13 protein-coding genes are annotated in these 12,983 nt (G+C 68.4%); 6 read left to right on the plus strand and 7 right to left on the minus strand.

Features of this window, described 5'->3' with window-relative positions; all coding sequences use genetic code 11:
• The first annotated feature begins 221 nt into the window (after positions 1 to 221).
• From AC1DHY_RS04190 to AC1DHY_RS04205, 4 genes are all read left to right on the plus strand, one after another.
• Positions 222 to 1,568 (plus strand): ammonium transporter, encoded by a 1,347-nt coding sequence (locus AC1DHY_RS04190; RefSeq protein WP_476903191.1) that lies wholly within the window; start codon positions 222 to 224, stop codon positions 1,566 to 1,568.
• Between the two features lie 55 nt (positions 1,569 to 1,623).
• On the plus strand, positions 1,624 to 3,498 hold the full coding sequence (locus AC1DHY_RS04195) for a Na+/H+ antiporter (protein ID WP_476879029.1): 1,875 nt from the start codon (positions 1,624 to 1,626) through the stop codon (positions 3,496 to 3,498).
• A 127-nt stretch (positions 3,499 to 3,625) separates the two neighbouring features.
• Positions 3,626 to 3,943, plus strand: coding sequence for a DUF6221 family protein (locus AC1DHY_RS04200; RefSeq protein WP_476879030.1), 318 nt, complete (start codon positions 3,626 to 3,628; stop codon positions 3,941 to 3,943).
• A 57-nt stretch (positions 3,944 to 4,000) separates the two neighbouring features.
• A complete protein-coding gene (locus tag AC1DHY_RS04205; RefSeq protein ID WP_476879031.1) occupies positions 4,001 to 4,642 on the plus strand; it encodes an NADPH-dependent F420 reductase in 642 nt (213 codons plus the stop codon).
• Between the two features lie 23 nt (positions 4,643 to 4,665).
• On the opposite strand, the gene AC1DHY_RS04210 is transcribed toward AC1DHY_RS04205, so the two are convergent.
• From AC1DHY_RS04210 to AC1DHY_RS04220, 3 genes are all read right to left on the minus strand, one after another.
• Positions 4,666 to 5,262, minus strand: coding sequence for a DnaJ family domain-containing protein (locus AC1DHY_RS04210; RefSeq protein WP_476879032.1), 597 nt, complete (start codon positions 5,260 to 5,262; stop codon positions 4,666 to 4,668).
• 91 nt (positions 5,263 to 5,353) lie between these two features.
• Positions 5,354 to 6,232, minus strand: a complete 879-nt coding sequence (locus AC1DHY_RS04215; RefSeq protein ID WP_476879033.1) for an MBL fold metallo-hydrolase — start codon at positions 6,230 to 6,232, stop codon at positions 5,354 to 5,356.
• A 2-nt stretch (positions 6,233 to 6,234) separates the two neighbouring features.
• The gene (locus AC1DHY_RS04220; protein ID WP_476879034.1) at positions 6,235 to 7,923 is read right to left on the minus strand and encodes a long-chain-fatty-acid--CoA ligase; all 1,689 of its coding nucleotides are present in this window, start codon (positions 7,921 to 7,923) and stop codon (positions 6,235 to 6,237) included.
• A gap of 140 nt (positions 7,924 to 8,063) precedes the next feature.
• Here AC1DHY_RS04220 and AC1DHY_RS04225 point away from each other — a divergent pair, with 140 nt between their 5' ends.
• Both AC1DHY_RS04225 and AC1DHY_RS04230 read left to right on the plus strand, forming a co-directional pair.
• Positions 8,064 to 8,876 (plus strand): hypothetical protein, encoded by an 813-nt coding sequence (locus AC1DHY_RS04225; RefSeq protein WP_476879035.1) that lies wholly within the window; start codon positions 8,064 to 8,066, stop codon positions 8,874 to 8,876.
• A 65-nt stretch (positions 8,877 to 8,941) separates the two neighbouring features.
• Positions 8,942 to 9,481, plus strand: coding sequence for a TspO/MBR family protein (locus AC1DHY_RS04230; RefSeq protein WP_476879036.1), 540 nt, complete (start codon positions 8,942 to 8,944; stop codon positions 9,479 to 9,481).
• A gap of 72 nt (positions 9,482 to 9,553) precedes the next feature.
• On the opposite strand, the gene AC1DHY_RS04235 is transcribed toward AC1DHY_RS04230, so the two are convergent.
• The 4 genes from AC1DHY_RS04235 to AC1DHY_RS04250 all read right to left on the minus strand — a co-directional run bounded on the left by AC1DHY_RS04235 (position 9,554) and on the right by AC1DHY_RS04250 (position 12,961).
• A complete protein-coding gene (locus tag AC1DHY_RS04235) occupies positions 9,554 to 10,051 on the minus strand; it encodes an SRPBCC family protein (protein WP_476903192.1) in 498 nt (165 codons plus the stop codon).
• Between the two features lie 12 nt (positions 10,052 to 10,063).
• Positions 10,064 to 10,453 (minus strand): ArsR/SmtB family transcription factor, encoded by a 390-nt coding sequence (locus tag AC1DHY_RS04240; RefSeq protein ID WP_476879038.1) that lies wholly within the window; start codon positions 10,451 to 10,453, stop codon positions 10,064 to 10,066.
• Between the two features lie 58 nt (positions 10,454 to 10,511).
• A complete protein-coding gene (locus AC1DHY_RS04245; protein ID WP_476879039.1) occupies positions 10,512 to 12,470 on the minus strand; it encodes an ATP-binding protein in 1,959 nt (652 codons plus the stop codon).
• Positions 12,471 to 12,538: 68 nt separating this feature from the next.
• A complete protein-coding gene (locus AC1DHY_RS04250) occupies positions 12,539 to 12,961 on the minus strand; it encodes a DUF7793 family protein (RefSeq protein WP_476879040.1) in 423 nt (140 codons plus the stop codon).
• Between the last annotated feature and the right edge of the window lie 22 nt (positions 12,962 to 12,983).

Consider the following 12,983-nt stretch of genomic DNA (forward strand, 5'->3'; position numbering starts at 1 on the left):
GGAACCGTCGAAACGGCGGGTGGGCGGGGACGGGTGGAGAGGCCCCGTTAACATCCCGGAAACACACCCGTCACGCGTCCTTCACGAAACAGCGATTCCTGTAACGTCCCCGCAACGCAGGTCCCGACTGCCTGAAACACTGCCCGGCGAAGATTAAACCCGGTTGGGGGCCGGCGGCGAGGCGTCCCGGTACAGCGAATTTGTTGAGAAGGGACACGCAGGTGGAACTCACCGCGGGAAACATCTGGATCATGGTCTCCACGGCCCTCGTGCTGCTGATGACCCCGGCACTCGGCCTCTTTTACGGCGGCATGACGCGGGCCAAGGCCTCACTGAACATGATCATGATGAGCTTCGTCTCGGCCGGCATCGTCGGTGTGGTCTGGGTCCTCTGGGGCTACTCGATGACCACAGGCAAGGGCGTCCTCGGCATCTTCGGGGACCCGTTCGCCACCGCGGGACTGAGCCGGCTCATGGGCTCCCCCGAGCTCCTCAAAGCCGCCTTCAGCGCAACTTTCGCCATTATCACCGTCGCCCTGATCAGCGGCGCCATCGCCGACCGCGCCAAGTTCACCGCGTGGGCACTCTTCGTCCCGCTCTGGATCACCGTGGTCTACTGCCCGCTGGCCTACATGGTCTGGGGTGGCGGCCTCATGAGCGCCGGCGGCGCCGTCAGCTCGGTCTTCGGTCAGGTCATCGACTTCGCCGGCGGCACCGTCGTGGAGATCAGCTCCGGCACCGCGGCCCTCGTGCTGGTCTTCATCCTGGGCAACCGCCACGGCTTCGGCAAGGATCCAGCCCACCGCCCGCACAACATCCCGTTCGTCATGCTCGGTGCCGGAGTGCTCTGGTTCGGCTGGTTCGGCTTCAACGCCGGCGCCGCGACCACCGTGGAGCAGGCGGGCCTGATCTGGATCAACACCCTCGCCGCCCCGGCCGCGGCCATGCTGTCCTGGCTCGTGGTCGAGAAGAGCCGCCACGGACACCCCACGTCCCTCGGCGCGGCCTCCGGCGTCGTGGCCGGCCTGGTCGCGATCACCCCGTCCTGCGCCAACATCAGCCCGCTGGCCGCCGTCGGCCTGGGCTTGGTGGCAGGCGCCGCGTGCTGCGTCTTCGTGGACCTCAAGTTCAAATTCGGCTTCGATGACTCGCTCGACGTCGTCGGCGTCCACCTCGGCGGCGGCCTGGTCGGAACCCTGGCACTGGGCCTCATCGCCCTGCCGGTGGACGGGCACGGCGGCGGCCTCTTCTACGGCGGCGGGCTGCACCAGCTGGTGGCTCAGACCGTTGCCGTGCTGATCACGGTCGCCCTCTCCGGGCTGGCGACGGCGGTCATCGGCCTCGCCATCCACAAGACCATGGGCTTCCGCGTCAGCCACGAGGCCGAGGTAGCCGGCGTGGACCGCTCCGAGCACGCGGAGACCGCCTACGAGTTCGACGGCCTCGCGCACAGCCGCTTCAACCCCTTCGGCCACCACCACGCCAACACCCCCGTCCACGGAACCGCCGTCCGGACCGCCACACCCCACGCAGCGCCCGCGCACGTGAAGGAAGACAGCTTCGCCTAGCACCGCCGGCACTGCCCGGCACCGGGCCCGCGGCGCCGCCTGACAGAATGGCCTTATGGAACTCGCCCTCGGACTGCTGGTCCTCGTGGCCGTCGTATGCGCCGGAAGCGCGCTGGGCCGGAAACTCAACATTTCCGTCCCCCTGCTGCTGGTGCTGGCCGGCGTCGCGGGTTCCTTCCTCCCCTTCATCCCGCCCATCGAGCTGAACCCGGAACTGGTCCTCGTCGGGCTGCTGCCGCCGCTGCTCTACGCTGCCGCGCTGCGGACCTCGCTCTTCGACTTCGGCTCCAACCGGCGCGCCATCAGCCTGCTCTCGGTGGGCTACGTGATCTTTGGAACCATCACCGTCGGCCTGGTGGTCTGGTGGCTGTTCCCCGAGATCCCGCTGGCCGCCGCCATTGCCCTCGGCGCAGTCGTGGCCCCGCCCGACGCCGTCGCCGCTACCGCGATCGCCCGGAAAGTGGGTATGCCCCGCCGGATCGTCACCATCCTCGAGGGCGAGTCCCTGGTCAACGACGCCACCGCCCTGGTCTGCCTCCGGGCCGCCATCGCCGCGATCGCCGGAACGGTGTCCGCGGCCGGTATCGCGGGCGGTTTCCTGCTCGCGGCCGGTGGCGGACTGGTGGTCGGGCTGGCCGCCGCCTACGTGCTGACCGAGCTGCGCAAGCGGATCCGCAACGTCGCGATCAACACCTCGACGTCGTTGATGGCGCCGTTCGTCGCCTACCTTCCGGCCGAGGCAATCCACGCATCCGGTGTCCTGGCCGTCGTCGTCACTGGACTCGTTATGGGGACCAAGGCGCCGTCCATGCCCAACGGCGCCGCCCGGTTGAGCCAGCGCAGCAACTGGAACACGGTGCAGTTCCTGCTGGAGAACTCCGTGTTCCTGCTGATCGGGCTCCAGGTCCGGACCATTATCGAGGGTGTCCAGGACGACTCCCTCGGCGCCGGCCGGATCTGGGCGGGCTGCGCTGTGATCCTGCTGGCGGTCCTGCTCCTGCGGCCGGTCTGGGTGTTCCCGGCGACGTACCTGCCGCGGCTGATCCCGGCCGTGCAGCGGGCCGACCCTGCCCCGCCGTGGCAGTTTGCCGCGATCGTGTCCTGGGCGGGGATGCGCGGAGTGGTGACGCTGGCCGCGGTTCTTGTGCTGCCCGCGGACCTGGAGCACCGGTCCGTGCTGATCCTCGCCGCGATGGTGGTGGTCGGCGGGACGCTGACGCTGCAGGGCTTCACCCTGCCCACGCTGGTGCGCCTGCTGCGGATGCAGGGCCCCGACCGGCGCGAGGACGCCCTGAACCAGGCCTCCCTGATGCAACTGGCGACCGCCGCCGGAGTGGCGCGGCTGCAGGAACTGCGCACCGACGACGACCCGCCGGAGGTGGTGGCCATGCTCAAGCGGCGCACCCAGGAGCGGGGCCTCGCCGCCTGGGAACGCCTGGGCCGGCCCAGCTCGGAGGCCGCGACCCCCAGCCAGCGCTACGCCAAGCTCCGGATGGCCATGCTGGACGCGGAACGGGCCAAGGTGCTGGAACTGCGCCGCGGCGGCGAATACGCCCACGAGGTCCTCAGCGAGGTCCTGGACCGGCTGGACGTTGAAGAATCCATGCTCGACGTCGCGCTGGACGAGCTGGACACCGCCGCCGAGGGCGGCGGCGAGGGCATCGCCCGGCCGGGCGGCGTGTGCGGACACCTCGAGTCCGCACCGGATCCGCTGCCGCCGTCCGAGCCCTTCTGCGCGGATTGCCGCCGGGAGGGTACGACGCCGGTCCACCTCCGGATGTGCCTGGCCTGCGGAACCGTGGGCTGCTGCGACTCCTCCCCCGGTACCCACGCCTCCAAGCATTTCGATGCCACGGGCCACCCGGTGATGCGCAGCATCGAGCCGGGCGAGGACTGGCGCTGGTGCTACGAGGACGAACTCCTCGGCTAATCCCCGCCCGGCAGCCTTTAGGCGTGCCCCGTGCGGCGCGGAATAAGCCCGGGATAAGTGCGGGCTGTACCCGGAACAGGCTGTCCGGGTAATGCCAAGCCGGGCCGCCGCGCGTACCCTCGGCTGTGTGGACATTGTCGAGTTTTTGTCCGAACGCATTTCCGAGGACGAGGCCGCAGCCCGGACCCTCCTCAGCAGCCGGACGGTCTCCAAGTCGGGCGAATGGTACGAGCAGCGGCTGCTCCTCGAATGCGAGGCGAAGCGGCGGCTGATCGGCGTCGTGGAGGCAGCAAGGCAGTCGGCCCTGGCAGCCATGGTCAGCGACTCGCTCCAGGAGACCCACTGGGCGCCCCGGTCTCTGGACTGGATGGAACGCTCGCTGCGGGCCCTGGCCCTGCCCTACCTGGAGCACCCGGACTTCGACCAGGACTGGTTGCACCCATGAACTCCGGTCCGGGCCGGCCCGTGAAATATCCTCGACCGTCCTGCCGTTAGCCCCGGTATGACAACTATCGGAATCATCGGTGCAGGACACATTGGCAGCCAGCTCGCACGGAAGGCCGTGGAACTGGGCTATGACGTCGCGATCAGCAACTCCCGGGGACCGGAAACCCTGGCGGACCTCGTCGCTGAACTGGGCCCCCGCGCACGCGCCCTCACGGCGGCGGAGGCAGCAGCGGCGGGCGATTTCGCCGTCGTCACGGTGCCCTTGAAGAACATCAAGGACCTCCCGGCCGAACCGCTAGCCGGCAAGATCGTCATCGACACCAACAACTACTACTGGGAGCGCGACGGCCGCTTCCCGGCGCTGGACAACGGGGAGGCCACCACCTCCGGGCTCCTGCAGGAACACCTGCCCGAGTCCAAGATCGCCAAGGGCTTCAACCACATCATGTCCGGCCAGATCACCACAGACGGCACGCCCGCCGGAACGGACAACCGCCGCGCACTGGCCACCGCCAGCGACTACCCGGAAGCCGCCGAGCTCGTCACACGGCTCTACGACGAATTCGGCTTCGACACCGTCAACATCGGCCCGCTGTCCGAAAGCTGGCGCGTGGAACGTGACCGTCCGGCCTACGTGGTCCGGCAGAACGCCGCAGAACTGCGCGAGAACCTCGCGAAGGCTCCCCGCACCGTCTAACCTCCCGGCCAAACCAGGCGGCCTTAGGGCCTGCGCGTCCGGAGCCGGCGCCACCAGGGGCGCCGGGCTTCCGGCTCGGGCACGACGACGTCGGCCGCTGCCGCCCGCCGCTCACGCCAGAGTGCCACCTCGGCGTCGACATCCCGTGTTTTGGTGGTGACGGGTGGCCCGCCCTGCAGCTGCCGGCGGGCGTCAATGACGCGGGTATTGAAGTCCGTGAGGAGCTCCCGCACCTGCGCCTCCGAGAACTGGGCGTCGAGGCGGGCGTCCAGTCCGGCGTCCTCGCCGCGCAGCAGGATCGCCGTCGGGCCAAGCCCGGTGATGTTCTCGCGCTGGAGCAGCCCCTTCACCCACCAGTCGGGGTCGTAGGCCTCGCCCAGCCCGGGGATGGGCTTGCCCGCGTATTTGAGATTGTCGAACTTGCCCTGCGCCATGGCGTCGCGGACCAGGTAGTCGGCGCGGGCGGCCTCGTCCACGGCGGCGCGCTTTTGCCGGAGTTCTTCCTCGGCGGCGCTGACCTCGTCGTTTTCCTGGACCGTGCTGCCGCTGGCCCGGATGGAGCGCAGTTCGGCCGCGCGTTCCACCCGGCGCCGGAACGCCGAGCCTCCCCCGTCACTCATGGCCACCGTCCTCTCCGCCGTCCGGATTCGTGGATCGGCTTCCAGTATGCGCAGGTTGGCCGGCCCGCCGAAAGTGCGGTCGGTGGACCGTTCAGTCCCCGTCGAGGCAGAGCACGAAGCCGGGAAACGCGTGGCGGCCGGCCCGCCCGCCCACCACGTCGATTGCCTCGCGCAGCTCACGGAGCTGGTCCACGCTCATCTGCAGCGGCGGTTCGTCGGGCTGGTAAGTGGTGAGCACCGGGTAGTCGACGCCCGGCTCCCCGGCCATCTCGATGTGACAGCCCAGCACGTGGCTGACCGGGTGCTCGGCGCAGAAGCGCAGGAGCCCGTCGATGCTGCGGACGAAGGCCGGCCAGTCATGGATGTAGAGCCGGCCCGGGTAGACGGTGTCCCCGGTGAGCAGGAACCCGGTGTACGGGTCGTAGAAGGTGACGGCGGCCCGGTCGTGGCCGGGGCTGGGCCAGCACCGCAGTACCCGGCCGCCGAGGTCCACCTCAGCCGGACCGCCGTCGTCGTCGGTGAAGCCAAAGTATGCCCAGGCGGAATCCTGCCCGGCGTCCACCACCTCGGTCCGGGGCCGGCCGGCGAACTGGGCGTCGCCCGCGACGTGGTCCCCATGCGGGTGGGTGTGCAGGACCAGGAGCCCGTAGCCGGCGCGGGGGTGGGCGGCCAGCCAGGTGTCGACCAGGCCGTCAACGACGCGGCGGAGCGGGAAGAACTCCGCCGAGGCCGTGGCGCCGGTGTCGATCAGCACGGCGCGGGTGTTGCCGAACAGCAGGAACACAAACGGTGCCTCGTAGTTCACCGCCATGTTCTGCCGCAGGATGAACGTGTGCTCGTCGTAGGCGTGGACCTGGATCTCCGGGTCCGTGTTGTGCTTCGCGGACTCGGAGCCGTGAATCCAGGCCACCTCCAGGTCACCGGGCCGGGGGACGCCGGAGGTGAAATCGACCGCTGTTGGCGAAGCCATTCTTAGAGGCCCGGCAGGACTTGTTCGCGGACCTGCTTCCGGAGGATCTTGCCCAGCATGGAGCGCGGCAGATCCTCGATCGGGACAATCCGGCGCGGGACCTTGTACCCGGCCAGGTGCTCGCGGCAGTATCTGCGCAGGGCTTCCTCGTCCAGCTCGGTTCCCGGCTCGAGTTCGACGGCGGCCACCACCAGTTCACCGCCGCGCTCCAGGGGTTTGCCGACGACGGCGGCGTCCCTGATGTCCGGGTGCAGGCGCAGCACGGCCTCCACCTCGGTGGGCGAGACGTTGAACCCGCCGGTGATGATGAGTTCCTTGGCGCGGTCCACCACGGTGGTGAAGCCGTCCGCGTCCACGGTCACCACGTCCCCGGTGCGCAGCCAGCCGTCGGCGGTGAGGGTTTTCGCGGTCTCGTCCGGGTTGTTCCAGTAGCCCTGGAAGACCTGTGGGCCCTTGATCAGGAGCTCGCCCGGCTGGCCCTGCGGGACCTCCGTTGAGGGGTCTTCGACGTCGACCACCTTCATCAGTGTGGAGGGGAACGGCACGCCGATGGTTCCGGTGCGGCGGGTGGGATGGAACGGGTTGCCCAGCGCCACCGGGGAGGATTCGGTCATGCCGTAGCCCTCCACCAGCAGGCCGCCGGAGACCGACTCCCAGAGCTCCACCACGTGGTCCGGCAGGTTCATGGCCCCGGAGATGCAGTACTTGCAGGACCGCAGCGAGATGCCCTTCTCCTTCGCGGCCATGGCCGTGCGCTCGTAGATCGGCGGGACGGCGCAGTACACGGTAGCCGGCGACTTCTTCATCGCGGCCAGCACCAGGTCCGGATCGAATGTGGGGAACAGGACCAGCAGGGCCTGTTTGCGGATGCCGTAGGTCAGGTAAAGGGTCATGCCGAAGGCGTGGAACATCGGCAGGATCGCGTAGAAGATTTCCTTGCGGGACTCCGCGCCGGCCATCCACGCCTCGCCCTGCAGCGCGTTGGCGTACAGGTTGAAGTGCGTCAGCATCGCACCCTTGGGCCTGCCGGTGGTGCCTGAGGTGTACTGGATCGCCGCGAGGTCCTCCACCGCCGGCCGCGGGTGCGACGGGTCGATCCGGCCGTGGCCCAGGAGTTGCTTCCACGGCATGGTGCCCGGGGCGGGGGCCGTCAGGGACTCCCGGGTGCTGCGCAGCCTCTTCACCGGCAGGCCCAGGGCGAGGCGCTTGGCCGCGGGGAACGCCTCGAGCAGGTTCACCGAGACCACGTGGTCGATCTCGACGTCGGCCGGGAACTCCCGGATGGCCGCCGCGGCCTTGTCCCAGACGATCACCACGCGGGCCTGGTGGTCCTCGAACTGGTGGCGCAGCTCGCGGGAGGTGTACAGCGGGTTGTGTTCAACCACGACGGCGCCCAGGCGCAGCACCGCGTAGAACGCCACCACGTGCTGCGGGCAGTTCGGCAGGATCAGCGCCACCCGGTCGCCGGCACGGACGCCCAGCCGGCGAAGCCCCTCAGCGGCCCGGTCAACCTGCTCGCCCAGCTCCGTGTAGCTGGTCCGGCGGCCGAAGAATTCCAGCGCCGGGGCGCTTCCGGCCTCAGCCACGGAGTGCTCCAGCATGGCCACCAGAGATTCCGTGGGCAGGTCAATCTCCGCAGGGACGCCGGGCTGGTAGTTCTTCACCCAGGGCTGCTGGTCCGTATGCTCCATGCCCACATCATTTCGCGAACTGCTGCCCGGGGCGAATCACGGACTCCTTCCGCCCCACTTCGCCGGACGGGCCGTAGGATGTGCAGACATCGGGGACCGTTGGGGGACAAGGGTGGCACATGCATAAGGTTCGACACATCATGATGGCCGCCGCCTTGACCGCGAGCGCACTGACAGGTTGCGCGCCGTCGGCCCCTGGCCCTGAGCAAGGATTCGTCCAGGCGCCGAGCTCCGATGCCAGCACACAAAGCCCGGACGCGGCCGCATCATCTCCTCGCACCATCCCGCCCACGCCGGCTGTGCCGGCCAAGGCGTCCCGGTTGTACTCCCAGACAGATGTCGAGTCGATGGTGGGGGTGTTTTCAGATCCCGGCGGAGGTCACGCCGTCGTCCTGTCCGGTGAAACATTCTGGAAAGAGAACTGGTTTTTCCATTTCAACGCTGGCGGGGCGAAGATCAAACCCGCCGAGTGTGCCGATACCCTCGCCTGGGCAACGCTCATGACTGATAACACCCCGGCTGCCGGAACCTTCAGGGGCACGTCCGCCGAACCCGTCTTCCTGGCCGTCACCGCGGACCGCGACGACCTGCTGTCGCTGGCCTTCTCCTCGGTCAGCAAGCTCCCAGATTGCTCCCCCGTGCGGCTGACCAGCGGAAATAACACCGCCACTGCAACGTACCTGCGAGCATCCGCATTTACCAACGGAGGCCTTACCTATGCCGTCATTGCGCGTCTGGCCATTGAGGGCAAAGGATCCATCCAGTTCCTGCGGGTGGCGGCCAAGAGCGGGACCCTGTTTGTCCAGGCCATTGCGGAAATCAAGGATGCAGACAATTACCGCGCCACGGCAGACCGGCTCACCAGCTACATCAACAACGTATTCCGCGGGCAGGACCTTCTTGGCAAGGGCCTCGATCCGCGTTCAGGGGCACGGCTGGGCAAGCAGGCCTGATCGCCCGCCGCACGTCCCGCCGTCGCAGTTTGACGCGGGGGCCCTCGGTTGTCCACAGTAAGTCAGTGCTCTTGAACGTTGATCAAATGGCCCCGGGCACCCTTGCCTCCGGCACCCGCCCGCTACCAAAGCAAATCGCAGCGCTGGCCGGCTTCCTGGTGGCGTCCTGGGCCGTCTCGTTGCTGGCCTCGCTGCCGATCAGGACCAACGGCGCCTGGTACGCGGCCGCGGACAAAGCCTCGTGGACCCCGCCAGGGTGGATGTTCAGCTCTATCTGGCTGGCGCTGTACGCGGCCATGGCCGTGGCCGCGTGGCTCGTGTGGCGGCAGCAGCGCTACCCGCGCCGGACGGCACTGAGGGTCTACGCCGGCCTGTTGCTGCTGAATCTGTCGTGGCCGCTAATGTTCTTCGGCATGTACCCGATGTTGGGGGCGGCCGCCCTGTGGCTGGCGCTGCTGGTGATCGCTGCCCACGCCGTGATTGCGACCTTCGCCGTCCTGCATTTCGGGCCGATCAGCACCGCCGCCGGGTTACTGATGCTGCCCTACGTTTCGTGGCTGGTGTTCTCGGCCAGCCTCAACCTGTACGCGGCCCTGAACAACTAGGCCGACGCCAGCGTCCTGGGCGGCGCAAGGCGACGACGACGGCGCTGCACCGCCGTCGTCGTCCGCCGCAGTTTAGGCGTTGACGTGCTCGGCAAGAATGGCGTCCACCTGGCCGAGCGCGCCCTTCATGCCCTCCTCCATGCCCATGGCGACGATCTTCTCCATCTGGTCCTCGTTCTCGAAGGTGGACAGGACGGTCATCCGGGTCCGGTCCCCGATCGGCTCGAGCGTCACGACACCGTGGATGGTGCCCATCTCGGCCACGGGATCGCCATTGTCGTCCGAGAAGCCGTCGTCGAACTCAAGGCGGTGCGGGGCATCGAGGGCAACAAAGCGCCACCAGCCGCGGGCTTTCTCCCCGCCGGGGCCGGTCATGTAGTAGCTGGCCTCCCCGCCGGGAACGAAGTCGTGCTTTTCGAAGGTGGCAGGCCAGGTGGGCGGGCCCCACCAGCGCTCCAGCTGGCGCGGATCCTCCCAGACCTGCCAGACGCGCTCCACGCCGGCATCGAACTCGGTGACGATGGAGAGGCTCAATGCCTCAAGGTTCTTGACTGAACTTGTAACGGTCATGTCCAACCCTTCCTATTCCCCTGCTTCGCTGTCTTCTGCCTTCCGGACCACTGGCTGGCCGGAATAAAGATTTCCGTCGGCGAGCAAATCGGCTATCCTTTCGGTCCGTTGCCGCCAGATGACCTCGTACTCATCGAGCAGCCTGCGGGCCCTTTGCAGTCCGTCGTGGTTGGCCCGCACAATCTGCTCCCTTCCGCGCTTCTCCTTGGTCACCAGCGAAGCGCGTTCCAGCACCGCCACGTGTTTCTGGACGGCGGCGAAACTCATGGCGTAGAGCGCAGCGAGCCCGGAGACCGAGAACTCGCCGACGGTTACGCGCCGCACAATGTCACGACGGGTCGTGTCTGCAAACGCCTGGAAGAGGCGGTCGACGTCTTCATCACTCCATTGATCTACAACCATTTGGTTGTAGAATATTGTGTTTGCGGAGGGGTGTCAAGGGGTCCCCGAAAGAGTCCGGTCACCCCAGGAACGAGCGGTGGATGTCGCTGCCGTACCGGCGGATGATGTCGCGCTTGGCCGCTTTGAAGGCCTCGAGGTTTCCGGCCCGGCCGTGCTGTTCGGTGTGGCGCCTGGCGAGCTCGTCCGCGATGACGTCCAGGAAGAGCTCGGCCAGCAACAGCCGGGCGGAGTCCCGGAACCGCCCGCGGCCGTCGACGTACAGCTGGACGGTGGGGGCCGCGGTGTTGATGATGACTTTGCGTTCGGCCGGACTGTAGACGGCCCGGTCGGCGCTGTTGTGCAGGCTGCGGAACTCGTAGCCGGTGAAGAGGTCGACGCCGTGGTCCCGGGTTGGCCTGTGTGCCTTGTGGTTGTGCGCCGCCTCCCGCAGCGGCGCCGTGGCTCCCAGCGCGTCCGGCCCTCCCCCGGCGCCCTGCGGACCCTGGCCGGCACCATGGTGCGACGCGTGCTCGGCAATGACGATCTCGCACAGCGCCCAAAAGTCGCCGGCCCGGGCGGTGAGTTCACCCCGGTCCCCGGGCCGTTCCCCCGTCACCGCCCATTCGAGCCGGTCCGCGGCGCCCAGCGTGCCGACGTCGACCGGTACCGGGACCGGTTCGATCTGCACGGAGGCGGGCAGTTCGGCCTCGAAGGTCAGGGTCGCGCCGTCGGGCAGTTGGGCGGCATCAAAAAGCAGCGACACGTGGAACGGATGGCCCGGCGGGCGGTAGTAGAAGGGCGTGGTGAAGCGCAGTGCCGCGGGCTGGTCCCCAACCGCCGGGGCCGTCCCAGGCGGCGGTGACGTTGCCAGCCCGAGGTCGACGACGGCGGCCTCGCTCATGTGCCGCAGGAGATGCTCGATCATGTCCGCGGCGCGGCCGGACGTGGTGGCCCGCTCCAGGTGCGTCAGTTTCTCCTTCTCGGCCTGGACCGCGCCGGCAATCATCGCGCTGACGGCTTCCGAGAACGCGGCGACGAAGGCGTCCCGGGGATTCAGGCCCTCCCGTTCGTCGCTGATGATCGCCCGGCCCCGCCCCAGCATCCCCGTCAGCGCATCACAGGACACCTCGCCGAACAGGTACTCGGTCCCCACCTGGTTTTCGAAGGCGAAGAGCTGGCAGTCGAGGACAGCTTTCCCGGACAGGACCACCAGGCCGTTGGTCCGTTCGTCCCCGCTGAGAGTCAGTTCGGTGTCCGCGGCCCGCTTCAGGGTCAGGGTGAAGGGGTAGTCCGCGCCGTCGAAGCTGACGGTTCCGGGCCGGTCCGGCCCGAGCAGCACCTCCGCCGGCGGTTCCAGGAAGCGGACCTGCAGGGTGTGGTGCTCCGTGGAGCCGGGCTGTCCGTGTTCCAGGTCCACTGTCCGGCGGCCCAGGACGGCGCGCAGGTAGAAGTTGGCGGACAGGGACTGCAGCAAGGTGTTGTACTGCGTGATCCGGGCGCGGGGGTTGTCCACCACCACCGTTACGCGGGTGCCGCTGCCGGCAGGGGCCTCCGGTACCCCGAGCCGGGCGTAGTCGGCGGGGTAGGCACGGCGGTCCTCCCCGCCGTCGTCGTAAAGATACCCGCCGTTATCGCCCCGGAAGACGTCGATGCGGGTGAAGCGGCCGGACTGGATGGTCTCGATCCAGCCGTGCCCCAGCCCGAAGATGGCCTGCTTGAGGCCCCGGCCGAAGTAGCCGCGGCCGTCGCCTTCACCGCGGGCCAGGGGGCTGTGGGCGCCGCCGTAGCTGAGGATCCGCCGGGCCTGCCCGAAGGACATGCCCTCCGCCTGGTCGCTGACCGTCAGCACGGCCCCGGTGTGATGGCGTTCGTAGCCCACGGTGATCCGGCCCGGCACCGCGGCTCCGGCGTTTTCCGCCCGGGCGTAGCTGTCGTCGCTGTTGGTGATCAGTTCCACCAGCGCCTTCTCCACCGAGGCGAAGCGCCGTGAGTCGATTCCGATCACACGCTGGTCAACCTGGATCCGGGCAACCGTCATGCTGATTCCCTCGCCGCTACTGCCGCTTCCCCTCTTACGGGGAGACTAGCAGTCCGCCGGAAGACCGCCTAGGGCGTAGTGGAGGCAGGCTGCAGGTGGAGCGCATCCGCCGGGTTCCCGCCGCGGACAAAGGCGCCCAGCCAGGCCATGGCCGCTTCGCGGGACGTGAAGAATTCGTGCGGATACTTGGTGTCCCGGCTGGTGGCGGCCGCCACCACACGGTCCACCGCACTCGATCCGAGGACGGCGATGGCAATAACGTCTGCTGATTTGGCGAACTCGTAACGGGCCGCGGCGCTGATGACGACGTCGGTCATTTCGGAGAGCATCGGCACTTGCCTGCCCTGGCAGAGTTGTTTGGTTGCGCGCATGGCATCGCGGGCATCGCTGACGTCGACAAAGGAGCCGGGCACCCACACCGACTCGAGGATGCCGCCACTAATGCGCAGGGCGTTTTTACCGTCTGCGGCAAGGAGTGGTTCGGGCGTCATTTGGCCCATTCTAAACGTGCCA

Source organism: Arthrobacter sp. 05L44, assembly GCF_056397605.1.

Excerpts from the sequence above, each read along its gene's own strand:
- AC1DHY_RS04195 (WP_476879029.1), top strand. The coding sequence starts at position 1,624 with ATGGAACTCGCCCTCGGACTGCTGGTCCTCGTGGCCGTCGTATGCGCC.
- AC1DHY_RS04205 (WP_476879031.1), top strand. The coding sequence starts at position 4,001 with ATGACAACTATCGGAATCATCGGTGCAGGACACATTGGCAGCCAGCTC.
- AC1DHY_RS04210 (WP_476879032.1), bottom strand. The coding sequence starts at position 5,262 with ATGAGTGACGGGGGAGGCTCGGCGTTCCGGCGCCGGGTGGAACGCGCG.
- AC1DHY_RS04215 (WP_476879033.1), bottom strand. The coding sequence starts at position 6,232 with ATGGCTTCGCCAACAGCGGTCGATTTCACCTCCGGCGTCCCCCGGCCC.
- AC1DHY_RS04220 (WP_476879034.1), bottom strand. The coding sequence starts at position 7,923 with ATGGAGCATACGGACCAGCAGCCCTGGGTGAAGAACTACCAGCCCGGC.
- AC1DHY_RS04225 (WP_476879035.1), top strand. The coding sequence starts at position 8,064 with ATGATGGCCGCCGCCTTGACCGCGAGCGCACTGACAGGTTGCGCGCCG.
- AC1DHY_RS04235 (WP_476903192.1), bottom strand. The coding sequence starts at position 10,051 with ATGACCGTTACAAGTTCAGTCAAGAACCTTGAGGCATTGAGCCTCTCC.
- AC1DHY_RS04240 (WP_476879038.1), bottom strand. The coding sequence starts at position 10,453 with ATGGTTGTAGATCAATGGAGTGATGAAGACGTCGACCGCCTCTTCCAG.
- AC1DHY_RS04245 (WP_476879039.1), bottom strand. The coding sequence starts at position 12,470 with ATGACGGTTGCCCGGATCCAGGTTGACCAGCGTGTGATCGGAATCGAC.
- AC1DHY_RS04250 (WP_476879040.1), bottom strand. The coding sequence starts at position 12,961 with ATGACGCCCGAACCACTCCTTGCCGCAGACGGTAAAAACGCCCTGCGC.